Origin of the sequence: Lysinibacillus sphaericus OT4b.31, assembly GCF_000392615.1 — a bacterium.
Classification (GTDB): Bacteria; Bacillota; Bacilli; order Bacillales_A; family Planococcaceae; genus Lysinibacillus; species Lysinibacillus sphaericus_B.
On the sequence record NZ_KB933398.1, the window covers coordinates 1,611,543 to 1,637,760 of the forward strand.

The 26,218-nt window shown below is 38.3% G+C and carries 31 protein-coding genes; all 31 read left to right on the plus strand.

Annotation, left to right across the window (positions count from 1 at the left end):
- Positions 1-2 precede the first annotated feature (2 nt).
- Entirely contained in the window at positions 3-1,328 is a 1,326-nt protein-coding gene (gene fliI, locus H131_RS07260; protein ID WP_010858443.1) for a flagellar protein export ATPase FliI, read from the plus strand.
- A complete protein-coding gene (gene fliJ, locus H131_RS07265) occupies positions 1,329-1,778 on the plus strand; it encodes a flagellar export protein FliJ (RefSeq protein WP_010858444.1) in 450 nt (149 codons plus the stop codon).
- Positions 1,779-1,782: 4 nt separating this feature from the next.
- Positions 1,783-2,388, plus strand: a complete 606-nt coding sequence (locus tag H131_RS07270) for a MotE family protein (protein WP_010858445.1) — start codon at positions 1,783-1,785, stop codon at positions 2,386-2,388.
- 21 nt (positions 2,389-2,409) lie between these two features.
- Positions 2,410-3,687, plus strand: a complete 1,278-nt coding sequence (locus H131_RS07275) for a flagellar hook-length control protein FliK (protein WP_010858446.1) — start codon at positions 2,410-2,412, stop codon at positions 3,685-3,687.
- Positions 3,688-3,689: 2 nt separating this feature from the next.
- A complete protein-coding gene (flgD, locus tag H131_RS07280) occupies positions 3,690-4,361 on the plus strand; it encodes a flagellar hook assembly protein FlgD (RefSeq protein WP_010858447.1) in 672 nt (223 codons plus the stop codon).
- Positions 4,362-4,375: 14 nt separating this feature from the next.
- Entirely contained in the window at positions 4,376-4,747 is a 372-nt protein-coding gene (locus H131_RS07285; RefSeq protein ID WP_010858448.1) for a TIGR02530 family flagellar biosynthesis protein, read from the plus strand.
- 110 nt (positions 4,748-4,857) lie between these two features.
- On the plus strand, positions 4,858-5,823 hold the full coding sequence (gene flgG / locus H131_RS07290; protein WP_010858449.1) for a flagellar basal body rod protein FlgG: 966 nt from the start codon (positions 4,858-4,860) through the stop codon (positions 5,821-5,823).
- Positions 5,824-6,064: 241 nt separating this feature from the next.
- Entirely contained in the window at positions 6,065-6,286 is a 222-nt protein-coding gene (locus H131_RS07295) for a flagellar FlbD family protein (protein ID WP_036131183.1), read from the plus strand.
- Positions 6,276-6,704: a flagellar basal body-associated protein FliL gene (fliL, locus tag H131_RS07300; protein ID WP_010858451.1), complete on the plus strand. Its 429-nt coding sequence runs from the start codon at positions 6,276-6,278 to the stop codon at positions 6,702-6,704. Before H131_RS07295 ends, fliL begins: the two co-directional genes overlap by 11 nt.
- A 34-nt stretch (positions 6,705-6,738) precedes the next feature.
- Entirely contained in the window at positions 6,739-7,734 is a 996-nt protein-coding gene (gene fliM, locus H131_RS07305; protein ID WP_010858452.1) for a flagellar motor switch protein FliM, read from the plus strand.
- The gene (gene fliY / locus H131_RS07310) at positions 7,727-8,962 is read left to right on the plus strand and encodes a flagellar motor switch phosphatase FliY (RefSeq protein ID WP_010858453.1); all 1,236 of its coding nucleotides are present in this window, start codon (positions 7,727-7,729) and stop codon (positions 8,960-8,962) included. The genes fliM and fliY overlap by 8 nt, the downstream gene beginning before the upstream one ends.
- Positions 8,963-8,983: 21 nt before the next feature.
- A complete protein-coding gene (locus H131_RS07315; RefSeq protein ID WP_004269288.1) occupies positions 8,984-9,346 on the plus strand; it encodes a response regulator in 363 nt (120 codons plus the stop codon).
- Positions 9,347-9,356: 10 nt separating this feature from the next.
- A complete protein-coding gene (locus H131_RS07320) occupies positions 9,357-10,028 on the plus strand; it encodes a flagellar biosynthetic protein FliO (RefSeq protein WP_230491829.1) in 672 nt (223 codons plus the stop codon).
- Positions 10,025-10,690 (plus strand): flagellar type III secretion system pore protein FliP, encoded by a 666-nt coding sequence (gene fliP / locus H131_RS07325; protein ID WP_010858455.1) that lies wholly within the window; start codon positions 10,025-10,027, stop codon positions 10,688-10,690. The genes H131_RS07320 and fliP overlap by 4 nt, the downstream gene beginning before the upstream one ends.
- 13 nt (positions 10,691-10,703) lie before the next feature.
- Complete coding sequence (fliQ, locus tag H131_RS07330; protein WP_010858456.1) at positions 10,704-10,973, plus strand: flagellar biosynthesis protein FliQ; 270 nt, start codon at positions 10,704-10,706, stop codon at positions 10,971-10,973.
- A 4-nt stretch (positions 10,974-10,977) separates the two neighbouring features.
- Positions 10,978-11,754: a flagellar biosynthetic protein FliR gene (gene fliR / locus H131_RS07335; RefSeq protein ID WP_010858457.1), complete on the plus strand. Its 777-nt coding sequence runs from the start codon at positions 10,978-10,980 to the stop codon at positions 11,752-11,754.
- Between the two features lies 1 nt (position 11,755).
- Complete coding sequence (gene flhB / locus H131_RS07340; protein ID WP_010858458.1) at positions 11,756-12,844, plus strand: flagellar biosynthesis protein FlhB; 1,089 nt, start codon at positions 11,756-11,758, stop codon at positions 12,842-12,844.
- A gap of 24 nt (positions 12,845-12,868) precedes the next feature.
- Entirely contained in the window at positions 12,869-14,902 is a 2,034-nt protein-coding gene (gene flhA, locus H131_RS07345; protein WP_010858459.1) for a flagellar biosynthesis protein FlhA, read from the plus strand.
- Positions 14,899-16,095, plus strand: coding sequence for a flagellar biosynthesis GTPase FlhF (gene flhF / locus H131_RS07350; protein WP_010858460.1), 1,197 nt, complete (start codon positions 14,899-14,901; stop codon positions 16,093-16,095). Before flhA ends, flhF begins: the two co-directional genes overlap by 4 nt.
- Positions 16,092-16,967 (plus strand): MinD/ParA family protein, encoded by an 876-nt coding sequence (locus tag H131_RS07355; protein WP_010858461.1) that lies wholly within the window; start codon positions 16,092-16,094, stop codon positions 16,965-16,967. The genes flhF and H131_RS07355 overlap by 4 nt, the downstream gene beginning before the upstream one ends.
- Positions 16,968-18,122 carry a protein-glutamate methylesterase/protein-glutamine glutaminase gene (locus H131_RS07360; protein WP_010858462.1) on the plus strand — a complete coding sequence of 385 codons (1,155 nt, stop codon included), beginning with the start codon at positions 16,968-16,970 and terminating at the stop codon, positions 18,120-18,122.
- 15 nt (positions 18,123-18,137) lie between these two features.
- Positions 18,138-20,201 (plus strand): chemotaxis protein CheA, encoded by a 2,064-nt coding sequence (locus H131_RS07365; RefSeq protein WP_010858463.1) that lies wholly within the window; start codon positions 18,138-18,140, stop codon positions 20,199-20,201.
- 27 nt (positions 20,202-20,228) lie between these two features.
- On the plus strand, positions 20,229-20,675 hold the full coding sequence (locus H131_RS07370; protein ID WP_010858464.1) for a chemotaxis protein CheW: 447 nt from the start codon (positions 20,229-20,231) through the stop codon (positions 20,673-20,675).
- A 9-nt stretch (positions 20,676-20,684) separates the two neighbouring features.
- On the plus strand, positions 20,685-21,317 hold the full coding sequence (locus H131_RS07375; protein ID WP_010858465.1) for a chemotaxis protein CheC: 633 nt from the start codon (positions 20,685-20,687) through the stop codon (positions 21,315-21,317).
- A gap of 3 nt (positions 21,318-21,320) precedes the next feature.
- Entirely contained in the window at positions 21,321-21,821 is a 501-nt protein-coding gene (locus H131_RS07380) for a chemotaxis protein CheD (RefSeq protein ID WP_010858466.1), read from the plus strand.
- The gene (locus H131_RS07385) at positions 21,821-22,192 is read left to right on the plus strand and encodes a multidrug resistance efflux pump (RefSeq protein WP_010858467.1); all 372 of its coding nucleotides are present in this window, start codon (positions 21,821-21,823) and stop codon (positions 22,190-22,192) included. Before H131_RS07380 ends, H131_RS07385 begins: the two co-directional genes overlap by 1 nt.
- A 321-nt stretch (positions 22,193-22,513) precedes the next feature.
- Positions 22,514-23,284 carry a FliA/WhiG family RNA polymerase sigma factor gene (locus tag H131_RS07390; RefSeq protein WP_010858468.1) on the plus strand — a complete coding sequence of 257 codons (771 nt, stop codon included), beginning with the start codon at positions 22,514-22,516 and terminating at the stop codon, positions 23,282-23,284.
- A 40-nt stretch (positions 23,285-23,324) separates the two neighbouring features.
- Positions 23,325-23,633: a hypothetical protein gene (locus H131_RS07395; protein WP_010858469.1), complete on the plus strand. Its 309-nt coding sequence runs from the start codon at positions 23,325-23,327 to the stop codon at positions 23,631-23,633.
- Between the two features lie 9 nt (positions 23,634-23,642).
- Positions 23,643-24,224 carry a hypothetical protein gene (locus H131_RS07400; protein ID WP_010858470.1) on the plus strand — a complete coding sequence of 194 codons (582 nt, stop codon included), beginning with the start codon at positions 23,643-23,645 and terminating at the stop codon, positions 24,222-24,224.
- Between the two features lie 157 nt (positions 24,225-24,381).
- Entirely contained in the window at positions 24,382-25,101 is a 720-nt protein-coding gene (rpsB, locus tag H131_RS07405) for a 30S ribosomal protein S2 (protein ID WP_010858471.1), read from the plus strand.
- A 100-nt stretch (positions 25,102-25,201) separates the two neighbouring features.
- On the plus strand, positions 25,202-26,089 hold the full coding sequence (tsf, locus tag H131_RS07410; RefSeq protein WP_010858472.1) for a translation elongation factor Ts: 888 nt from the start codon (positions 25,202-25,204) through the stop codon (positions 26,087-26,089).
- Positions 26,090-26,218 lie beyond the last annotated feature (129 nt).

Consider the following 26,218-nt stretch of genomic DNA (forward strand, 5'->3'; position numbering starts at 1 on the left):
AGATGAAAACGGCTCAATTAATCGAACAAATTCCTAATATACCTACTTTTAAAAAGTTTGGTAGAGTGACGAGAGTTGTCGGCTTGATGATTGAGTCGCAAGGTCCGGATAGTTCCATCGGTGATGTATGTAAAATACACGTTGAAACATCAAAAAATGGCCATCAAATAATTTTGGCAGAAGTCGTTGGTTTTAAAGATGAAATAGTAGTTCTTATGCCATTTACCTCGTTGCGAGAAATTTCGATTGGTTGCTTAGTTGAAGGTACAGGCGCGCCACTTGAAATAAGGGTGGGGCCAGAGCTCATTGGTAAAGTCCTTGATTCTATGGGAAATCCTATTGATGGCACATTATTGCCAAAAGGACTTATGACAGTGCCGACAGAGCAGGACCCTCCGAATCCACTTACACGTCCACCAATTGATGAAAGGCTTGAAGTCGGTGTAAAAGCAATTGACGGCATGCTAACAGTAGGGAATGGACAACGTGTAGGGATTTTTGCCGGTTCAGGAGTCGGAAAAAGTACCTTACTTGGTATGATTGCCCGTAATACGCAGGCTGATTTGAACGTAATTGCTTTGGTTGGAGAGCGTGGTCGTGAGGTTCGTGAATTTATTGAACGGGATTTAGGACAGGAAGGCTTGAGTCGTTCAATAGTTGTAGCAGCTACCTCCGATCAGCCGGCACTCATGCGGATAAAGGGTGCTTTTACAGCAACAGCTATTGCAGAGTATTTTAGAAATCGTGGCTTAAATGTCATGTTAATGATGGACTCTGTGACACGTGTAGCAATGGCACAGCGAGAAATTGGGCTTGCTACTGGTGAACCACCTGCTCAAAAAGGTTATACGCCATCTGTATTTGCAATTCTACCTAAGCTATTAGAGCGTACAGGTACAAATGAGAAGGGGTCTATTACGGCCTTTTACACAGTTTTAGTAGACGGGGATGATATGAATGAGCCCATTGCTGATACAGTGCGAGGGATTTTAGATGGACATATTGTGCTAGATCGAAATCTTGCAAACAAAGGACAGTATCCGGCCATTAATGTATTGAAAAGCGTTAGTCGTTTGATGAATCATGTAGCAGAGCCTGAACATAAAAAAGCAGCGGAACGTTTACGAGAGCTCTATTATACATATGACAAGTCAGAGGACCTAATCAATATCGGTGCTTATAAGCGTGGAACATCTCAAGAAATTGATGAAGCGATTTATTATGAACCGCTTATAACCGCTTATTTAAAGCAGGGATATTTAGATAAGGTGACCCTTGAAGAGAGCATGAATGAGTTAATTACATTATCAAACGGCGGTGGCAAATAGATGGTCAGTTATATATATCGTTTTGACAAAGTGTTAACTATTCGTGAGCAAGAAAAGAATGAAACCGAAATCGCCTATAAAGAATCTGTACGTTCTTTTGAAGAAATTGCAACGAAGCTCTATGGTTTGCTAAAAAAGAAAGAAGATTTATTAGAATTTCAGCAGCAACGTTTAGCTATAGGTTCATCGATAGAGGAGATTCATCATTATGCACGCTTTATTGACAGCCTTGAAAAAACAATAGCAGATGTGCAGCAAAAGGTTGTCCAGGCACGTGCAAAAATGAACTGGCATGAAGAAAAATTATTAGAAAAAAACTTGGAAGTACGTAAATTTGAAAAAATGCGCGAAAAGGATTTTAAATTGTATCAGCAAGAACAAGATCGTATTGAAAGCATTTTTTTAGATGAAATTTCATCACTTACGTACTACAAGAAAGAAATCAGGTGATTTCATGGCAAAAAACAATAGAATTGTAAAAGAATTAGAGGACCAGCAACCAACACGGAAATCAGGTGGTTTTCAAAAGTTTTTCATGTGGGTATTGCTACCAATTATGTTCGTTGTAGCTGTTTTACTTATTGTAGCTACGCTGATGAATACGAATGTTTTTGATTTAAGCAAAAAAGCACTAGGAAGCTTACCTTTTGTTGAATCAGAAGAACAACAAGCAAAAGAAGCGGTTGTTAGTAACGATTCAAAGGTAGTCGGCTTACAAGCTGAAATTCAAGAAAAAGCAGCTGAAATTTCACAGCTGCAAAAGAAATTGGATACATCAACGACTGAAAAAGAACAGCTATTGACGGAGAAAGAACAATTACTCTTTGAAATTGAAAAATTAAAAAGAGAACAAGACGACGTTAAACGAGATTTTAATGATATTTTAACAACCTTTGATAAAATGTCTGCTAAAGCAGCGGCACCAGTCCTCATTAAAATGAGCGATGCAGAGGCACTACGTATTCTATCTAATTTAAAACCAGATAAATTAGCAGCCATCCTAGAAAAGATGGATCCACAAGATGCTGCTAAATATACAGAAATGATGTCGAAACAATAAGGACTGAAAGGGGGTGAAAACATGAATATTGCAATGATGCAAATGATGTCTTCTAAAGTAGCTACACCAAAAAATGTAGCAACGAGTAGTACTGATATTAAGACAAATGAAGTAAAGGCCAAAGATCATTTATCAACTTTTGGATCTGTCTTTGGACAAGTAATGTCCTCTACAAACCAAGCAAATCAAACGACTCAATCTTCGGGCACGAAAGAGGAGGCAGGTCTTGCTGAGTTAGCGGCTGTATTGGATGCAGAATCAATCGAGGAACTACTAAATCTATTGGATATTCCACACGATGATGGCTTGTTAATGCTTCAAGTGGGAGAAGATGGCAAAGCAGTTGCTATTGATGAAATGTTAAATCTGGATGATTTAATGGCTGCATTGAATATTGATGCAGAGCAATTGCAAAAATTGGTGCAACAGCTATTAGGTGAAGAACAGCAAGCAAGTGATGTTTGGGAGCTACTGGCATTAGTAGATGCTCAAGCACCGTTGCTTCAAACACAGATAGTATCTGCTTTACAAGGTGAAGAAGAAGTAACACCAAAAGAAGTAACGCAGTTATTACAGGTGTTAAAGCTAGCTGAATTAGTTGGACAGAAAACCGATTTAACGGTAGCGCAAGAAAACTTGCTAGCAAATAGCAAAAACTTTTTAACAACGATGCAAACACAGATTGAAACAATTCAAACTGCACTGCAAGTAACAACAAAAACAACGGTAACACTGCCGTTACAGGGCTTCCAACAAGTTGTCCAGCAAGTGCAGGTAACGAAACAGACCGATACAAGTGCTAACGAGATGGTCACATCAAATACAGTACAAACAAAGGCAGACACATACCAAGTCACTTTACCAGCAGCAAAACCAGCACAGTCTGAGGCATTACTAAAAGAGATGCAAGCTATTATCAACAAAGCTCAAATCTCTAATGCACAAGGTATTACGCGCTTAACATTGAAATTATATCCAGAAAACCTAGGGACAATTCGTATCGAACTTGTACAAAATGATGGTGTTTTAACAGCACGTCTTCTTGCTTCTACTGCGCATGGACGTGAACTACTTGATAGCCAATCACATCAATTAAAGCAAGCCTTTGTCCAGCAGAACATTCAAGTCGACAGGCTTGATATTGCGCAGTCATTGCAGGATGCAGATCGTCAACAACGTGATCAAAGCTTCTTTAATAACTTCTTTAAGCAACAGCAAGAAGAAGAACAAGAGCAAAAAAATGACGATGACGATGATAGCAAGTCCTTTAGTGATTACCTAGTAAATGAGGAGGTGTAAGCATGGCAGAAGAAAAGAAAATTTCAAATGACCTTTACTACTCAAGCTATACTCCACCTACAAGGCAAACAGGAAATAGTGAGCTTGGTAAAGATGCATTTTTACAATTATTAATTACCCAGTTACAGCATCAAGATCCAACGAACCCTATGGATGATCGTGAGTTTATTGCTCAAATGGCGCAGTTCTCTTCTCTTGAGCAAATGCAAAATATGACCAAGGCAATTGAATCCTTACTGCTTTCACAACAACAAACACAGCTCATGAACTATACAACATTTGTTGGAAAAGAAGTGAAATGGCATGAAATTACCGAAGAACTAGATGAGAATAGTAAGCCAATTGTAAAAGAAGGTACGGGCGTTATACAATCCTTAAAGTTTGTTGATGGTGAAGCAGTGTTTGTTTTAGAGGATGGCAAGGAGATAAACCCTGGTAACATCTCAGCAATTTTAAATAATGCTGAAACAAGCACAGATGGTAACAACTCATCCACCGAATCACCACTTGTACAAGCAAGTCAGCTGATTGGTAAAAATGTTACTTATAATGATGGCGAACAAGCGCTACAAGGACGGATTGTCTCTGTGACAAGTAAAGATGGTATTATTTACTATGTTTTAGACAATGACAAAAAACTAACAGGAAAAGAATTCACAGTAATAAGCGAATAGAGGTGGCAATAAAGATGGATAAGTTTTCAATTCATCGTGTACCATTGCATCCAACTATTCGTCAAACGCAACCTACGCCCGTTAGATTACAGCAATCATTTAGTGCACATTTACAGGAGGCTACCCAGCAACAAGAGCTTAAAGTAAGTAAGCATGCGCATGAACGCATAGTCGAGCGTAATATTACGATTACTGAACAAGAATGGCAGGTTGTATCTGACAAAGTATTTGAGGCACACTCAAAAGGTGTCAAACAACCATTAGTCTTGATGGACCAAGCAGCTTTAATTGTCAGTGCTAAAAACGCCACTGTCATTACAGCAATGGATCGCACGGAAGCAAAACAACAACTGTTTACAAATATTGATGGCACTATTGTGCTTTAAGGCTGGACCTTCTGATGTAAGGGAGCCTTATGTGTAGCTGACTGATTGAAGCACACAATTTTCATTAAAAATCTCGAGGCTATTTGATAAAAGAAGGGAGAACGACAATTATGTTACGTTCTATGTATTCAGGTATTTCAGGTTTAAAAAACTTCCAAACGAAGCTTGACGTTATTGGTAATAACATCGCAAACGTTAATACACATGGCTTTAAAAAGGGTCGTGTAATTTTTAAAGACCTTATGTCTCAAACACAAGCAGGAGCTTCAGGGCCTACTGGTACACGTGGGGGTACAAATGCTATGCAAGTAGGTTTAGGAACGACTATGGCAGCAATTGATACGGTGCACGGCACTGGGTCTCGTCAAAATACTGGACGTGTCCTCGACCTTGCTATTCAAGGTGAAGGTTTCTTCATGGTTGCTGATGCAAATGCAGCACCTGTAGACGGTGTTATTGATGAAGAAGGATTTTCTAATACCGTTTATACACGTGCAGGGAATTTTTACATGGATGAAAATGGCTACATTGTAAATACAGAAGGTAAATATCTTGTAGGACATGCAATTGATCCAGCTGATCTCATTACAGAGGTAAATCCAGATGGTGTAAGTACAGCTGATGAAGATAAAGAGGCAAATGGTTTAGCTGACAATACGGAGAATTTATATGTAGACGGTGCGATTGATTTAGACGGTGTACGCCCAATCAAAATTCCAACGACGGCACAATCTATGAGTATTGGACAAGATGGAACAATCAATTATGTAGATGTTAATGGTAAACGCCAATATGCGGGACAAATTATTATGGCGAAATTCCCGAATGCGGAAGGTCTTGAAAAAGTAGGCAGTAACTACTTCCAAACAACTGCTAACTCTGGCGACCCTGTTGTACAAATTGCAACTCAGGCAGGTATCGGTTCTGTTAATCCCGGCGCTTTAGAGATGTCTAACGTAGACCTTTCTGAGGAGTTTACAGAGATGATTGTTGCACAACGTGGGTTCCAAGCGAATACGCGTATTATCACAACTTCAGATGAAATTCTTCAAGAACTTGTTAACTTAAAACGATAGTTTCAAGTAATTGATTAAATTAGATTTAGCTCTGAATGCCAAACCTTTGAGGTCATTTTAACCCCACAGGTGAAATCAAGAAAAATATTTTTACATTAGTACTCTAGTGTTAATAATACTAGTGTTGCAACTGCCACAGGACGTGCTTGTTAGGTGTAAACGGCGTTCTGCACTAAAGAAACATAAAATCAATATGAGGGAGGGTCGGGCCGGCTCTCTTGCTAGACCCGGCCCTATTTCAATGATTGAACTATCACGTCTAAATGGCAAAGCATTCACATTAAATGCTTTATACATAGAAACAGTCGAATCTTTTCCAGATACGACCATTACTTTGACGACAGGAACAAAACTCATTGTTTTACAGAGTGAAGACGAGGTGCGACAAAAGGTAAAAGCCTTTTATAAAAATATACAAATACTATCAAACCCGCATCTACGAGGTGAAGAAGATGAAGAATAATAAAATGTTAACGATGCTCATTATTGTATTAGTGACCATCATACTTATTGGGGTTATCGCGTTTGTTTTACTTACTCAATTCAATAAGCCCGCAGCGTCACTTGAGCCAACGATTGATGAGGTAGTAGAAACGCTGGTGGATGTGCCAGAAATTACGACAAATCTTGCCGATAAACGAGTTGTTCGTATGACGTTAAAAATTCAAACAACAAGTAAGGATGCTGCAGCTGAATTAACAAAACGTCAATACCAAACAAATAACATCATTATTGAGGAACTTTCTGAAATGACGTTAGAAAATTTGGAAGGTAAACAAGGTAAGCAATTGTTCCAAAAGGCAATAAAAACAAAATTAAATGAACTGATGCAAGAGGGAGAAATTCAACAAGTGTATATTACCTCCTTCATCACCACTTAAAAAAACAGAAACTGCTTGAAATGGAGGTGGGCAAATGGCAGGAGATGTGTTATCCCAATCTGAGATAGATGCGCTTCTTTCCGCAATATCGACCGGTGAAATGTCAGCGGATGATATTAAAAAAGAAGACGAGGGGCGCAAGGTTAAAGTATATGACTTTAAACGAGCGCTACGTTTCTCAAAAGATCAGATCCGAAGTTTGACCCGAATACACGAAAACTTTGCACGACTATTGACTACTTTCTTTTCTGCACAGCTAAGAAGCTATGTGCAGATTACAGTAGCATCAGTAGACCAAATACCATTTGAAGAGTTTGTACGTTCGATTCCGAATATGACACTCATTAATGTGTTTGAAGTACCACCACTTGATGGTAATATATTGATGGAAATAAATCCTAATATTGCTTATTCAATGCTAGATCGTCTAATGGGCGGTAGTGGGGCGAGTCATAGTAATGTTGATAACCTAACGGAAATAGAAACTAAAATTATGACAAACCTTTTTGAACGCTCATTCGATAATTTACGCGAGGCATGGGAAAATGTCGCTGAAATCGACCCGATTTTAGTAGAACTTGAAGTAAATCCTCAATTTTTACAAATGATTTCACCCAATGAAACGGTCGTCGTTATTTCATTAAATACGATTATCGGTGAGACAAGCGGTATGATTAATATTTGTATACCGCATGTTGTTTTGGAACCAATTGTACCAAATCTTTCGGTACGCTACTGGATGCAGACGAATACAAAAGAGATGTCTCCAGAGCAAACTAAAATGCTTGAAACACGTGTGAAACAAGCACAGTTACCACTTTCTGTAGAGTTAGGTATTACAGATATTACTATTGAGGATTTCCTAATGATGCAAATTGGTGATGTGATTCAATTAGAGCAAAAAATTGAAGATCCACTAATGCTTAAAGTAGGAACACTACCTAAATTCACAGTACAACCCGGTAAACAAGGTAAAAAATTAGCAATCCAGATTATCGACCCTTTGAAAGGAGGAGACGAAGATGAGTGATGAAATGCTCTCCCAAGAAGAAATTGAAGCGTTATTAAGGGGCGAAACGTTGGAAGATAAAAACAGCGACACCGAAGCTTCTGAACATGATGAAATGAATGAAATACGAGTAGAGGATTACCTAGACTCGTTTGCTCAAGATGCACTAGGTGAAGTAGGAAATATATCTTTTGGTAGCTCTGCTACGGCACTTTCAGCGTTATTAGGTCAAAAAGTAGATATTACTACCCCAAGTATCTCAATGATAAATCGCAATAAATTAGAAGAGGAGTTTCCTCATCCGTATGTAGCTGTACAAGTGGAGTACACGATTGGTTTAACAGGCATGAATTTACTTGTTATTAAACAATCAGATGCAGCTATTATTGCAGATTTAATGTTAGGTGGGGATGGCTTAAATCCAAAACCTGACTTAGGCGAAATTCAGCTAAGTGCAGTACAAGAAGCAATGAACCAAATGATGGGTTCAGCTGCAACATCAATGTCGACAGTATTTAACAAAAAGGTGGATATTTCACCACCAACTATAGATTTAATGAATATTTCTCAAAATGAAGGTCGAGATAATATTCCGGAAGATGATTTACTTGTGAAAGTATCATTCCGACTGCGAATTGGTAATTTAATTGATTCGAATCTAATGCAATTATTACCACTGAGATTTAGCCAAAACATTGTTAAGTCATTATTAGGTGAAACGGAGGCGATTGAAGAACCTGTGGCTGCAACAATTGCACCCGAAGCGCCACCTGTAGCACCGCCACCTGTTCAACAAGCGCCGCTACAGCAACAGCCGGTATATCAACAACCTGAAGCGCCTGTGCAGCAACCAATGTATCAACAACCTGTACAACAACCAATGCAGCAAGAACAACCGATTCAAATGTCTGCAAGACCGGCACAACCTGTCAATGTTCAACAAGCACAGTTTGCTAGCTTTGATCCAAATGTAATCTCGCAATCTGAAGCTAGAAATTTAAATATGCTACTTGATATTCCATTGCAAGTTACTGTAGAGTTAGGACGTACGAAACGTTCTGTTAAAGAGATTTTAGAACTTGCAAGTGGATCGATTATTGAACTAGATAAATTAGCTGGGGAACCAGTCGATATACTAGTAAATAGCCGTTTAATCGCTAAGGGCGAAGTAGTTGTTATTGATGAAAACTTCGGTGTTCGCATTACAGATGTTTTAAGTCAAGCAGAGCGTTTAAATAATTTAAGATAGTTTCAATTGGAGGAGTTAACCATGTCTAAAAGAATTTTGATTGTAGACGATGCTGCATTCATGCGCATGATGATCAAGGATATTTTATCGAAAAATGGATTTGAAGTTGTAGGGGAAGCTGCTGATGGTTTACAGGCTGTTGAAAAATACAACGAGTTAAAACCGGATTTAGTAACAATGGACATTACGATGCCTGAAATGGATGGTATTGCAGCTCTTAAAGCCATTAAGGGGACAGATCCAAGTGCTACTGTAATCATGTGTTCTGCAATGGGACAACAAGCAATGGTAATCGATGCAATTCAAGCTGGTGCGAAAGACTTTATCGTTAAGCCTTTCCAAGCGGATCGTGTAATTGAAGCGATTCAAAAAGCACTAGGATGATTGCATGCAAATGTTAAAATCATTTCGTATAACGATGATTTTTGCATTTCTTGTACCCTTCCTGTTTTTGTACCCAACATCAACTTCTGTTTATGCTAACACCGATACGAACAGTATTGAGTATTGCATGAAAAATCCAGAAGAATGTAAAGATGACTCAGACCCAGCTGCTAAAGAAGATACAGTTGTCTCAGCAGCTGGGGACGTGTCTGCATGGGAATACATAAAAATGGTTTTGGCGCTTATTTTTGTTGTAGCTTTATTTTATGGGTTAATGAAGTTCTTAAATAAAAGAAATCTAACCTTTCAACGGAATCAAATGGTACAAAACTTAGGCGGTTTATCGTTAGGTGCACAAAAATCTGTGCAACTTCTACAAGTTGGAAAATCACTATATTTAGTTGGTGTTGGTGAGGATGTACAACTGTTACGTGAAATTACAGACCCTCAGGAAGTTGAGGCACTACTAGCACTCTATAATGAACGACAAGAATATGCAGCAACATCACCTTATATCACTGAATTATTTTCTAAGTTTAAGAAAAAAAATACGCAAGGTTCAACAACACAGCAAAATCAGGATACGTTTGGTGAACTATTTGAAAAAAAGATATCTGAAATCAAACAGGAGCGTAGTGAAGAACTGGAGAAATGGAAACAAAAGGAGAATGATGATAAATGAATGATGTAGTCGACATCCTTTCTGGTAGTGATCCGACCAATGTTTCCACCTCTGTTAAACTACTATTATTATTAACAGTATTATCACTTGCCCCAAGTATTTTAATATTGATGACATCGTTTGCGAGAATCGTAATTGTGTTGTCGTTTGTACGTACAGCATTAGCGACCCAGCAAATGCCTCCTAACCAGGTCATTGTCGGTCTTGCATTGTTTTTAACATTCTTCATCATGGCTCCAACATTCCAAGAAGTTAATAAGGAAGCATTACAGCCATTATTTGATGAGGAAATAGGGTTAGAGGAAGCATATGATCGTGCAAGTGTACCTTTTAAGGAATTTATGAGTAAGCATACAAGGCAAAAGGATCTAGATTTATTTTTAAAGTACAATCAAGCAGAAAAACCAGCATCTGTGGAAGAAATTCCATTAACAATGCTCGTTCCTGCCTTCGCCCTGAGCGAAATAAAAACAGCATTTCAAATTGGTTTTATGATTTTTATTCCATTCCTTGTTATCGATATGATTGTGGCAAGTACGTTAATGTCGATGGGGATGATGATGTTACCACCGGTTATGATTTCATTGCCGTTTAAGATTTTATTATTTGTACTTGTCGATGGCTGGTATCTCGTAATGAAATCCTTACTACAAAGTTTTTAGGGGATGATACAGTATGACAGGTGAAATGGTCATTTCAATTGCAGAGCGTGCCATTATGATTATCCTTCTAACATGCGGACCGCTATTATTAGTTGCTTTAATCTCTGGTTTAGCGGTGAGTATTTTTCAAGCAACAACTTCGATTCAAGAGCAAACATTAGCATTCGTTCCAAAAATCGTCGCTGTATTAGTGGCTATTGTATTCTTTGGGCCATGGATGTTATCACAAGTAACAAGCTATGCGAGAGATATTTTTGAGAATTTAACGCGTTACATAGGGTGAGTATATGAATGAATTAATCCCTCAAATAACGGTTTTCTTATTAGTACTTGTACGTGTAACAGCTTTTTTTGTCACTGTACCTTTTTTTTCGTACAGAACAATTCCACAGCAGGTGCGAATAACTCTCGCATTCGTTTTAGCTTGGATGATGTATTATACAATCGACGTAGAGCCATTTCTTTTTAATGGTGATTACATACTTTTAGTGATGAAGGAAGCACTAATTGGGCTATTACTTGGTCTAATAGGCTACATCGTCATGTCGGCGATTCAAATCGCCGGAAGCTTTATCGATTTCCAAATGGGGTTTGCCATTGCTAATATTATTGATCCGCAGACAGGAGCACAGAGTCCATTAATTGGTCAATTTTTCAATACGCTAGCTTTACTATTACTAATAGCGATTGATGGACATCATATGATTCTAGATGGAATTTACTATAGTTATCAATTCTTACCGATGGATCAAGGATTCCCTAATTTTGCAAATGAAGATTATATCCAGTTTATCATGACAACATTTACCGCCGTCTTTGCTATTGCTTTCCAAATGGCTGCGCCGGTTATAGCAACATTGTTTTTAGTCGATTTGGCGCTAGGGATAACAGCAAAAACTGTCCCACAATTGAACATTTTCGTTGTAGGTTTCCCAATTAAAATCAGTGTCAGCTTTTTAGTGCTATTTACAATGATGGGCGTTATGATACAAGTCATTCAAAAGCTTATTACAATTATGATCTACGCTATGCGTGATTTAATGGCAATTTTAGGTGGTGGATAAAATGTTGCTACTACTGGATTTAGACTTACAGTTTTTTGCAGGTGAGAAAACAGAAAAGGCGACCCCTAAAAAACGGCAAGATGCACGTAAAAAAGGTCAAGTCGTCAAGAGTCAGGATATATCAAGTGCTATTGTTATGCTCATGGTATTTATCTTTCTCTTCTTTTTTGCAGGCTCACTAAGAGACGATATTTTAGCTTTCTTTAGACAAACATTCATTCATAACATACGTGTAGAAACACTAACCATTGACAGTGTCATGCGCTTATTCACAGAAACATTAACGGAAATGGCTTTTATTATCGTACCAATAATGGCTATTGCATTTGTCGGTGCATTGGCGGGTAACTTTTTACAATTCGGCTTCTTATTCACATTAGAGCCGATGAAATTCGATTTAAAAAAAATGGACCCAATCAAAGGGTTGAAAAAAATATTTTCTGTTAAAGCGATTGTTGAACTTTTAAAATCAGTATTAAAAATCTCCTTTATCGGTGGGGTTACAACAATTATTATTTGGACAAATCTACCTGAAGTTTTAGCCTTATCCTTTAAAAGCCCGTGGATGACCCTTATTACAGTTGGGAAACTTACCGGTATTATGGGAATTGCAGCTTCGCTTGTCTTACTTTGTGTATCCTTATTGGACTGGATGTATCAAAAACATGATTATGAAAAAAATCTTAAAATGTCCAAACAAGACATTAAAGATGAATATAAAAATAGTGAGGGTGACCCGCTTATTAAATCGAAAATCAAACAACGTCAGCGCGAAATGGCGATGCGTCGGATGATGTCAGAGGTACCAAGCGCAGATGTGGTCATTACAAACCCAACTCACTATGCGATTGCTCTTAAATATGATGAAGAAAGTATGGATGCCCCGCGAGTAGTCGCAAAGGGTACAGACTTTGTTGCTCAAAAAATTAAACTGATTGCGAAAGAACATGATGTCGTAATGGTTGAAAATAGACCATTAGCGCGTGCGATGTATGATCAGGTAGAAATTGGCGATCAAGTACCAGATGAATTTTTCAAAGCAGTAGCAGAAGTACTCGCTTATGTTTATCGTATTAAGCGAAAAATTTAAAGCTTTTATGTAGGAGGGACACAAATGAAGGTTCGCGATATAGGGGTTTTAGGTGCGGTTATTTTAATCGTAGCGATGCTCATCATCCCTCTTCCTCCATGGATGTTAAGTTTCTTAATCGTCATTAATATTACTTTAGGATTAATAGTGCTTTTAACAGCAATGAGTATGAAGGAAGCGTTAGACTTTTCTATCTTCCCATCAGTTATTTTACTGTTAACCTTGTTCCGACTTGGATTAAGTGTATCCACAACGCGTGCTATTTTAGCAAACGGGGATGCTGGTTCAGTAGTTGAAACCTTCGGGGATTTCGTAGTCGGCGGGAATGTTCTTGTTGGTCTTGTTGTATTCTTAATTCTTGTGCTAATTCAGTTTATCGTTATTACAAAAGGGGCAGAACGTGTAGCAGAGGTAGCAGCACGTTTCACACTCGATGCGATGCCAGGTAAACAAATGAGTATTGACGCAGACTTAAACGCAGGGGTTATTTCAGAGCGTGAGGCACGTGAACGTCGCGATAAAGTAGCTGGTGAAGCGGATTTCTATGGGGCAATGGATGGTGCCACGAAATTCGTAAAAGGGGATGCCATTGCCTCTATGGTCATGGTTATTATCAACTTATTATTTGGTATTGTCATTGGAGTGGTGCAAATGGGCTTACCGTTTGCGGAAGCTGCAACTCATTTCTCCAAGCTGACAGTAGGAGATGGAATCGTTTCACAAATCCCAGCATTACTCATCTCAACAGCAACAGGGATTGTTGTAACACGTGCATCTTCAAAAGGTAGTTTGGGCGAAGATATTATGGGCCAGCTATTTGCTCAAGCAAAGCTACTCTATGTTGCCGGAGGTACAATTATCCTACTGGGCTTATTCACACCAATTCCTGACTGGATCACGCTACCTATTGGTATTGCGTTAATTGCGGGTGCGTACATGATGGAACGTAAGAAGCCTGAGGATGAAGAAGAATTACTTGAAATTGAGGAAGAAGTGGCAACAGACGGCATGAAGAGCCCTGAAAATGTTGTGAATTTATTAAATGTGGACCCAATTGAATTTGAATTTGGATATGGCTTAATTCCTTTAGTGGATGCTGCTCAAGGTGGAGACTTATTAGACCGTGTCATTATGATTCGCCGTCAGCTAGCGTTAGAACTAGGCATTGTCATTCCAGTTGTTCGTATTCGCGATAATATTCAGTTACAGCCAAATGAATACCGCATTAAAATTAAAGGAAATGAAATGGCCAGAGGCGAACTGTTACTTGATCACTATTTAGCCATGAGTCCAGGAGACGATGATTCAATTGAAGGTATCGATACAGTTGAGCCGTCATTTGGTCTACCAGCAAAATGGATTACAGAGCAAGTAAAAGAGGATGCAGAAATGTTTGGTTATACCGTTGTGGATCCACCGAGCGTTGTGTCAACACACTTAACAGAAATGATTCGCGCAAATGCACATGAATTATTAGGACGCCAAGAAGCGAAGCAATTAATCGATCATTTACGCGAAACACATCCAATTTTAGTCGAAGAATTAACACCTGCTCCGCTATCGACAGGAGAAATCCAAAAGGTACTGGGCAAACTACTACGAGAAAATGTATCTGTGCGTAACTTGCCAATTATTTTCGAAACACTAGCAGACTATGCAAAATTAACGAGTGATACCGATATATTAACTGAGTACGTACGTCAGTCATTAGCGCGCCAAATTACATCGCAATATGTAGGGGACAGCTCGTCATTGAAAGTCATTACGGTTTCAGGAAAAGTAGAAAAAATGATTGCTGATAGTATTCAGCAAACGGATCATGGGAATTATTTAGCGATGGATCCACAAGATTCTCAGATTGTGTTAGAGTCCATAGCAGCTGAGGTAGAACGTGTCTCCTTTATGGAACAATCAGCTATTATATTATGTTCGCCAGCAGTGCGTTTGTATTTACGACAGCTGACGGAACGTTATTTCCCGCAGATTCCAGTTCTATCTTATAACGAACTTGATGCTACGGTTGAAATTCAAAGTGTTGGAGTGGTGAATGTTCAGTGAAAATGAAAAAATATTACGCATCTTCCATACCAGAAGCGATGAAACTTGTACGTGCTGATTTAGGCGAAGACGCCGTCATTTTGAATTCAAAAGTAGTGGTGACAAAGAAGTTTTTTGGACTAGTAAAAAAGAAGAGTTTTGAAGTTTTAGCAGGTATTGACGCAATGGAGCCAAGCAATGTGGCTCCAAAAACTGCTGTCACACCTGTCGTTCCATCTAGTAAAGAAAACGCAAATTTACATGACATTACAAATGCTGTGCAAGCAAAGGTTCACTTAGCACAGCCAAAGCATGAAACAACCTTGCAAGAGGATACAGGCATTCCAGAAGAATTGAGAAAGGAAATTGCAGATTTAAAATCGTTAATGCAATCGATGCATCAGAAGACGACCCAAGCTCAATATCCCGATGAACTCTTACCCTTCATTGAATACTTAAGACAGCAAGAGTTAAATGAGGAGCTCATCTCAACGATCGGTGATGAGCTTTTTATGCATTTCAAAGAAACATCCGAAATCAATTTCTCACAATGCAAGCTGATCACGAAAAATTTATTGCGCAAAAAATTTGAAGGCCTTCCCATAGGCGGATTATCGTATGACAGAAAGTATATTAATGTCTTAGGCCCAACAGGAGTAGGAAAGACAACAACCATTGCTAAAATGGCAGCAAGGGCAGTTTTAGAAAAAAAGAAAAAAATAGGCTTTATTACAACGGATACTTACAGAATAGCTGCAATTGAGCAGTTAAAAACGTATGCAGGTCTTTTACAGGCGCCTGTTGAAATTGCCTATAATGCAACGGATTTTGAACAGGCTATCCAACGATTGTCCCATCTGGATTTAGTTTTTATCGATACAGCTGGTCGGAATTATAAAGAAGTAAAGTATGTAGATGATTTACAGCGCCTTATTAAGTTTGACGATCAAGCTGAATCCTTTTTAGTGCTTGCTATGACAGCAAAAGAAAAAGATATGACAAATATTATTGACCAGTTTAAGCAGTTACCAATTGAAAAGATAATCTTTACAAAGATTGATGAAACAAATTCTATTGGCACAATGATTAATTTAATGATTAAATATAATAAAGGACTTGCTTACTATACGAATGGTCAAGAAGTACCAGAAGATATTGAAGAAGCAGAATTAGAAGAAGTTCTTAATTTGTTTTTCCAAGGTGAAGAAAAATGAGAGACCAAGCAGAAACATTGCGCTTGAAAATGCTAAGACAGCAAGGCGAATTAGGTAGAGCTATCGCTGTTGTAAGCGGAAAAGGTGGAGTTGGTAAAAGTAACTTTTCCATGAATTTTGCAACTACATTAGCTAGTAAAGGAAAAAGAGTTGTAATCGTAGATATGGATATTGGCATGGGCAATATCAATATACTAATTGGAAAAAATGTTTCTTATAGTTTAAAAGATTACTTAGAAGGAAATAAGGTACTAGATGAGGTAATGTTCGAAGGTCCTTACGGTTTACGGTATATTTCCGGGGGATCAGGTATGTCAGGTGTACTGGAATGGTCAGATGTAATGTTTGAACAATTGATTCATGCTTTTGAACAACTACAAAAAAACTTCGACTATATTTTATTTGATATGGGCGCAGGTGCAACAAACTGGTCACTCGATTTACTAACATCAATAGATGAAATTATTGTTATCTCAACAGCCGAACCAACCTCTATTACCGATGCCTATTCGATGATGAAATATATTCATGGAAGAGATGCGGATAAGCAAATGTATATTCTTTGTAATCGTGCTTTTTCTAAAGAAGAGGGGATGGAAACAAATGAACGTTTAAAACTTACCATGAAACGTTTTTTGGACAAAGAGGTCACTGTGTTAGGCTCATTACCTGAGGATACTGTTGTGCGTAAAGCTGTACGCGAGCAAGTGCCATTTTCAATTGCGTACCCGGATGCCACCATTTCAAAGACACTTCAACTGATAGCGGCTCGTTTTATGGAACACCGTGTGGAGGAAGTGCATGGGCATGAACAGTCAGGGAGTAAATTCTTATCTAAACTTAGAAGTATTTTTACGAAAGGGCGTGATTAATTGGACTTTTTACATAAAAGCAAGTTATTAGTCGTAGATGATTCTGCTTTTATGCGAAAGCTAATTAGTGACTTTTTTGTTGGAAATTCGAAGGTTGAAGTAGTTGGAACAGCACGAAATGGTAAAGATGCGATTAAAAAGATTCAAACATTAAAACCAACTGTCGTGACAATGGACATTGAAATGCCTGAAATGAATGGACTTGAGGCTTTAAATGAAATTATGGCCATTTGTCCTGTACCTGTGGTCATGCTTTCAAGTACAACCCAACGAGGGGCAGAAAATGCATTAACGGCCATTGAATACGGAGCAGTTGATTTTGTCGCAAAGCCTAGCGGAACAATTTCTCTCGATTTACATAAAATCCAAACGGAACTTGTCCACAAGGTTGAACAAGCATCATTGGTACCTATTTCCAAGCTGAAGAAGCCTTCTGGTAGCAAAAAACAACAAGGATTAACGTTAACAGCGAGTATCATAAAAAAAGAATTAGTAAATGACCGAAAAGTGGCTCATTCAGTCAATGTATCTTCAGTAGTACCCGAAGTAAAAAAGCCACAAATAGAGTGGAGTAGAACAAGTAAGAAAATTGTGCTTATTGGTACATCTACAGGTGGACCACGCGCTCTACAGGAAGTGATTACAAAAATTCCTAAAACGATACAAGCACCTATTTTAATTGTCCAACATATGCCGGCTGGTTTTACAAAATCACTGGCTTCCCGCCTCGATCAATTAAGTGAGATTACTGTAAAGGAAGCAGAGCAAGGCGATATTTTACAAAATGGAGTGGCGTATATCGCACCTGGTGGGTATCATCTAAAATTAAGAAAAGTAGGTACCTCTTTTGGTGTCGTCCTTGATAATGATGAACCACCACGATCCGGACACCGTCCATCTGTAGATGTGATGTTCGAAGATGTGAGTCAAATTAAAGATTTTGATAAAGTAGCAGTCATTATGACGGGTATGGGCCATGATGGCTCTAAAGGATTAAAAGCATTAAAAAGTACTGGGAATGTGATTGCTATCTCAGAGTCAGCTGATACTTGCATAGTGTATGGTATGCCGAAAGCTGCGGTGGAAACGCAGCTTGTCGATGAAGTTGCTGATGTGGATGATATTGCACAAATAATTATGAAATATTTGCCTTAAAAGGGGTGTCCTCTTATGGAAGTCAATCAATATTTAGAGATGTTTATCGAAGAAAGTAAAGAGCATTTACAAGCTTGTAGTGAACATTTATTAGAATTAGAAAAAAAACCAGATGATTTGGCCATCGTTGGTGAAATTTTCCGCTCTGCCCATACATTAAAAGGTATGTCAGCGACAATGGGCTTCGAAGATTTAGCAGATTTAACGCATAAAATGGAAAATGTCTTAGATGCCATTCGAAATGAAAAAATTCATGTATCACCGGAAATTCTAGATGTTGTTTTTGAATCTGTAGACCATTTAGAGGAAATGGTGATGGATATTGCAAACGGTGGAGATGGAAAACGAGATGTTTCTTCTACCGTAGCACAATTAAAGCGCATCGAATCAGGAGAGGAAGCGACTCCAGAAGTTGTTGCAACAACAGTTGAAACGCCAGCTGTAGCAAGCGTATTAGAATATGACGGTTTTGAACAAACGGTTATTAGTCAATCTGCTGAACAAGGTTTTAATGCTTTTGAAATTTCGATACGCCTTCGTGAAGATTGTCTATTAAAGGCAGCACGAGTGTTTATGGTGTTTGAGATTTTAGAAAAAGACGGAGATGTCATTAAATCTTCGCCAACAGTAGAGAAGCTTGAAGACGAACAGTTTGATCAACAATTTTATGTGGCCTTCGTAACAAAAGAACCTGCTGAAGATATGCAGAAAAAGTTAATGAAGGTTTCTGAGGTTGAAGAAGTAATCGTCACAGCTATCAATCAAGATAAATTCAGTGAAAAAGAGTATGAAGCTCACAAAGAAGTAGCAGCGACAGCAACGTTAGAAGAGGTAGCAACACCAACGCCGACACCTACACCTACACCTACACCTGTACCTGCAAAAACAGCTACTCCTGTTAAAGCTGAAAAAAGTCATGCCCCTGTTGGCAATAAAACAATTCGTGTTAATATCGAACGTCTAGATATATTAATGAACTTATTTGAGGAACTTGTCATTGATCGTGGACGACTACAATCAATTGCGACTGAAGTAAATCATGGTGAGCTAAATGAAACGGTTGAGCGTATGAGCCGTGTAATGGGTGATTTACAAACTATTATTTTGACGATGCGAATGGTTCCTGTTGAAACAGTATTCAATCGTTTCCCAAAAATGATTCGTCAGCTATCGCGTGACTTAAACAAAAAAATTAATCTTGAAATTATTGGTGCTGAAACTGAACTGGATCGTACAGTAATCGATGAAATCGGGGATCCACTCGTTCACTTAATCCGTAACTCAGTCGATCATGGCATTGAAAATCCAACAGCGCGTCGTGCTAAGGGCAAGCCAGAGGAAGGAACAGTTGTATTACGTGCTTATCATAGTGGTAACTACGTCTTCATCGAGATAGAGGATGATGGAGCAGGCATTAATCGCGATAAAGTACTAGCAAAAGCGATTTCAAAAGGGATTGTCACACAAGAACAATCCTTCTCAATGTCTGATAAACAAATCAATGAACTAATTTTAGCTTCGGGCTTCTCGACAGCCGATGTCATTTCTGATGTATCAGGTCGTGGTGTTGGTTTAGATGTTGTTAAAACTACCATTGAATCATTAGGCGGAAATATTTCGATTGAATCTACACAGGATGTGGGCTCTATTTTCTCTATTCAATTACCTCTAACATTATCAATTATCTCAGTAATGCTAGTGGAAATCGAAAAAGAGATTTATGCAATTCCGTTATCATCGATTATTGAAACATCTATTATCCGTTCATCAGATATTATGAATGCGCATAACCAAAAAGTAATCGACTTCCGCGGCAAAGTTGTACCACTTGTATTTTTAGAGGAAATCTTTGAGGTACCTCGTAAAGAGCTACAAGATGATGAATTCCATTCAGTAGTCATTGTTCGTAAAGGTGAGAAACTTGCTGGTTTAGTTGTAGATTCATTCATTGGCCAACAAGAAATTGTACTGAAATCATTAGGAAATTACTTAACAAATATCTTTGCAATTTCTGGTGCAACAATTTTAGGTAATGGTAAAGTGGCCTTAATTGTGGATTGCAACGCACTTATTAAATAAGGTGAATGAATAAGAGAGGTGTTAACGATGACAAACGCAGTTGAACAAGAAAGTATTAAGGTGATCGTCTTCCAATTGGCAGATAAGGAATATGCAATTCCTGTATCACACGTTCAAGGAATAGAGAAGTTAATGCATATTACGCGCGTGCCTAAAACGGCAAATTATGTGAAAGGTGTTATTAACCTACGTGGTGTTGTAACACCAATTGTGGATTTACGTGAACGTTTTGAATTACCAATCTCTGAACATGAAGAAACAACTCGAATTATCATTATTTCATTAGAGGATATGGAAGTAGGGTTTGTAGTAGACTCGGCGAATGATGTTTTAGATATTCCAGCAAGTGCAATTGAACCACAGCCAGAAGTAGTTGGCTCACTTGAAGAAGAGTTTATTTCAGGTGTGGCAAAAATAGACAAGCGATTATTAATTTTATTGCATTTAGAGAAAGTATTAAATCCACTAAAGTAGGGATCGATGATGACATTTAATCAAAAGATTACATCACTACATTTAGATGTATTAAAGGAAATTGGAAATATTGGTGCTGCGCATGCTGCGACAGCACTTTCCAATTTACTTGGTAAAAAAATCGACATGCGTGTACCGAAAGTTGAAATGGTATCGTTTAATGACATGATGGAACTCGCTGGAGGGTCTGAAAATGTCGTTGTTGGGATCTTTTTACGCATCGAGGGTGATGCTGAAGGAAGTATGTTCTTTATCCTTCCTATTGAGCAGGCTAACCGTTTTATCCGACGGCTAATATATGATGAATCGTTCGACTTTAAAAAACCTCCTGTTTCAGAATTAGGGTTATCAGCCATGCAGGAAATGGGTAATATTTTATCGGGTTCATATTTATCAGCATTGTCAGATTTTACAAATTTAAAAATATATCCAACTGTTCCAGGGCTTAGTGTCGACATGTTTGGTGCTATCATCAGTATTGGCTTAATTGAATTATCACATGTCAGTGATAATGTTATCGTAATAAATACATCCATTTATGAAGACGGGGTTGAGGATCATGAAACGGTAAGAGGACATTTCTTCTTACTACCAGATCCTGATTCATTTGATGCTATTTTTAAGGCATTAGGAGTATCATAGACAATGTTAAATAGTAGTGGACAAGTAATAAAAGTTGGAATTGCACAAATGGATGTAGCAAAACTACCAAATACGATAAGAACTTCAGGTCTTGGTTCTTGTGTGGGTGTTATTTTATACGATGAGTCAAAAAAAATTGCTGGTTTAATACATGTGATGCTACCAGATTCAAGCCTTGCTAGATCAGAGTCGATTAATGTGGCGAAATTTGCTGATACAGGCATTTTGGGCATGATTGATTTATTGAAACTAGAAGGTGTTCAAAAGTTCAAGCTAAAGGCGAAAATCGCGGGTGGTGCGCAGATGTTTCAATTCTCTTCGGACAAGGATTCAATGCGCATCGGTCCACGTAATGTAGAGGCTGTAAAGAGTGAATTGAAGCGTCAAGGAATTCCTTTAATTGCTGAAGATACTGGTGGTAATAGCGGTAGAACAATTGAATTTAATCCTGCGACGTCGACATTACATATCCGAACGGTTAACCAAGGAGTGAGCGAAATATAATGTTTGGTTCTATTTTTTACAACCTATGGGGAGCATTAATTGCCTTTTCTATTTATTTCTTTATGACATTTCAAAAGCCTTTAACGCCATTACGTATTATCATCGGCTCATTTGTAGCTGCGCTAATTGTCTTTTTCGTTATGTACCTTGTACGATTGCTAATCACCTATATTTTATATACACCAGGTGCAACCCAAGAGCTAACAGACGATGAGTTTGAAAAGACTGAGTTAGATGAAGACGATGACGAGAATCAGCAAGCGCAGAATACGAACTCAACTGTGGAGTTTCAAGATGAAAACTCAGAAGACATTGCACAGGTTGTACGTACGATGATGAGTCGTGAAGATGAAAAACAAGTAAATGCATAAAAAACCAGGCAACTTCGAACTGTAACCAATGTTAGATACTAACTAACAATTGTTTGCAGTTTTTCTTTTGTCAAAAGAGGGAATAGGAAGAATCATATAATAGTGTTAGAGAAACATATGAAATTATAGCGAATCTTGCTATAATATAGGAAAGAACGGCAATCGGTTTAGCAATGTCTACGCATTCACGTTGCACGCTTGGGGTCGCTTCAATTGCTCGTGCAAAATTGGGTAGAACATATACTTTCGCTTCGAGCTCGGAGGTAGCTTTCACATGTGAAAGGGCTCGAATGCGCTTTTCTTAAAAGAGAGGTGGATTTCATGACACAACCAAATCTGAACGAAGAAAAAAAGCTGTGGACTCGCTGGATTAATGAGCGTGATCCTGATGCGGGTGATTTACTTATAAAAAAATATATATCTCTTGTGTCTTACCATGTACAGCGAATTGGTGCAGGTTTACCGAAGAGCGTTTCTCGAGATGATTTAACGAGCTTAGGCATGTTAGGTCTTTTTGATGCTTTAAATAAATTTGATATTAATCGAGACTTGAAATTTGATACATATGCTTCTTTTAGAGTAAGAGGGGCGATTATTGATGGCTTACGTAAGGAAGATTGGTTGCCTCGTTCTGCACGAGAAAAGGCAAAAAAATTGGATGCTCAGATCGAACAGTTAGAACAAAAGTATATGCGTCATGTAACACCCGAGGAGCTTGCAGAACAGATGGAATTACCGGTAGAGGAAGTGTACCAAACCGTCCAAGAGCATTTCTTTTCAAATGTATTATCTATTAATGAACAACAAGATCAGGAAGAAGCAGAAGGAAAAGCGTTTATCATCCGTGATGATACAACGAAGACCCCAGAGCAGGTTGTTATTAAATCAGAATTGCTTGGCGACTTAGCCTTAAATATACAAAAGCTAAATGACAAAGAACAGCTTGTGCTTAGTTTATTTTATACTGAGGAATTGACATTGACAGAGATTGGTGAAATGTTGGAATTGTCAACATCTCGTATTTCACAGATACATTCGAAGGCATTGTTAAAGCTACGAAAACTGCTGTCGAATGAGATGTTAAATGTGTAAGTAAAACGAATAAACACATAACTTTGAAGGAGGGAGTCATATGAGTTTAAAAGGTGTCGAGTTACAAATAGCTATTCCGAAAACATTTGAAGCGGGTAAAATGGCAGATCAGGCACAACAACAAACCTTGGCTCAGCAAGCACATGCAAATGAGGCGCTAAAAAAAGAATTAGAGCGTAAGCAGAAAGTGGTCAATACTTCAGAGGGTATGGTAGAGATTAGTGAAGAGGAAGAAGCGGGAGGAGAGTATATTAAAGGTACTCGTAAAAAGAAAAAGAATAGTAACGAAAATCCAGAAAAACAGGCACAGCACCCGTTTAAAGGGAACTTCGTAGACTTTAGTGGATAGGAGTTTACTATGACAACCATACTAATAGCTGTTCTATTTGTTTTACAGCTACTTTCGTTTTTCTACATAATTATACTGAATACGAAACTTGCAAAATTCAAGGACTTAGAACATAAACAAGAACGTTTAATGCGAGAAATGGATGATACCATTAGTCTCTATTTAGTAGACATGAAGGATGAAAATAATCGCTTGATTCAAGCGTTGCAGGTCGTACCTAAACCTGAAGTGAAAACACATACGGTACAACAAGATGAGGAAATTGTTCAGCCAAAAGAGCAAGATCACAAACCTGGTCAGACGGAGGTTGATGAAGCTCTATTACCGCCTACTAGTATCGATAGTGAACCGCGTGTTTTTGTTTCTAAAAATATCGTAGCCAATGCTTATTCTCGTCAAAAGCAGGCGGGAGTGACCGTACAAACTGTTTCTCAAGCAAAGGATGTTACGCTAAAAGAAGAGCCACAGCCAGTAACCTTGGAACAGCAAGTCGTGCAACTAGCGAAACAAGGAAAAACAGCTGAGGAAATAGCTAAACAGCTTCAAAAAGGTAAGACAGAAATCGAGCTTTTATTGAAATTTCATAGCTAGAATAGTTGCTAATGCAAATAAACTGTGATATAGTAGCAAATGGTGTTATTATTACACACGCATTTTGATGTAGTAAGTGGTGCTCTAAGATTAGGGTAGCTTGTTGCAGGTGATAAATGCGGAGGAAAAAAACCAAACATTCTAGGAGGAAATTCACATGTCAGTAATTTCTATGAAACAATTACTTGAAGCTGGTGTACATTTCGGTCACCAAACTCGTCGTTGGAACCCAAAAATGAAGAAATATATCTTCGTTGAACGTAACGGGATCTACATCATCGACTTACAAAAAACGGTTAAAAAATTAGAGGAAGCTTATGACTTCATGCGTCAAGTTGGTCAAGACGGTGGTAAAGTTCTTTTCGTTGGTACGAAAAAACAAGCACAAGAAGCGATCAAAGACGAAGCTGAACGTTCAGGCAACTACTACATCAACCAACGTTGGTTAGGTGGTACTCTTACTAACTTCGGTACAATTCAAAAACGTGTTGCACGTATGAAAGCTATCGAAAAAATGGAAGAAGAAGGAACTTTCGAAGTTCTTCCTAAAAAAGAAGTAATCCAACTTAAAAAAGAACACGAACGTCTAGTAAAATTCTTAGGCGGTATCCGTGATATGCACAATCTTCCGGATGTTATGTTCGTGGTTGACCCACGTAAAGAGCGTATCGCTGTTGCTGAAGCTCGTAAACTAAACATTCCACTAGTAGGTATTGTTGATACAAACTGTGATCCAGATGAAATCGACTACGTAATCCCTGCTAATGATGATGCTATTCGCGCTGTTAAACTTTTAACTGCTAAAATGGCTGACGCTTTAATCGAGTCAAAACAAGGTGAAGAAGAAGCTCCAGCTGTAGAAGCTGCTGCTGAGTAATTCACGTTTACAAAAAGGTGATAAGTGGCTCAGACCCCCTTATCACCTTTTTTAGAACCTTATCACTATAATCTCTACCAATTCGAGGAGGAAACACTAAATGGCAAACATTACTGCACAATTAGTAAAAGAATTACGTGAAAAAACTGGCGCTGGTATGATGGACTGTAAAAAAGCGTTAGTACAAACTGAAGGCGACTTAGATGCTGCAATCGATTTCCTGCGTGAAAAAGGTCTTTCTTCAGCTGCTAAAAAAGCTGATCGTATCGCTGCAGAAGGCACAACTTATATTTTAGAACAAGGTAACGAAGCAATTATTCTTGAAGTAAACGCTGAAACAGACTTCGTTGCGAAAAACGATAAGTTCCAAGTACTAGTTTCTTCTTTAGCTGAGCAATTACTTGCTGCTAAACCAGCATCAGTTGAAGCTGCATTAGAACTTGCAAATGCTGAAGGCGTAAAAATCGCTGACCAAATTTCAACTGCTGTTGCAACAATCGGAGAAAAAATTACACTTCGTCGTTACGAAATTAAAACTAAAACAGATGCAGATGCATTTGGTTCTTACCTACACATGGGCGGCCGTATTGGTGTATTAGTAGCTTTAGAAGGTTCTACTGATGCTTCAGCTGCTAAAGACGTTGCTATGCATATTGCAGCTATTAACCCAACTTACGTTTCTCGTGAAGAAGTTTCTGCTGAAGAAGTTGAACGTGAGCGTAAAGTGTTAACTGAACAAGCTCTTAACGAAGGTAAACCAGAAAACATCGTAGCGAAAATGGTTGAAGGTCGTCTTGGTAAATACTTCGAAGACGTTTGCTTACTTGACCAATCATTCGTTAAAAACTCTGACCAAAAAGTACGTGACTTCGTTGCTTCAACTGGTGGTAATGTAACAGGCTTCGTACGTTACGCTGTAGGTGAAGGTATCGAGAAACGTGAAGATAACTTTGCTGAAGAAGTAATGAACCAAGTTAATGGTAACTAATTTTTTGTAAAACGAGTTCATTGATGGACCGGCTTACATTTGATCCTAACCAAATAATATCTAGATTTTTCTAGACAAAAAAATGGGGAACACAACATAACGTGTTCCCTATTTTTCCGAAAAGAGAAA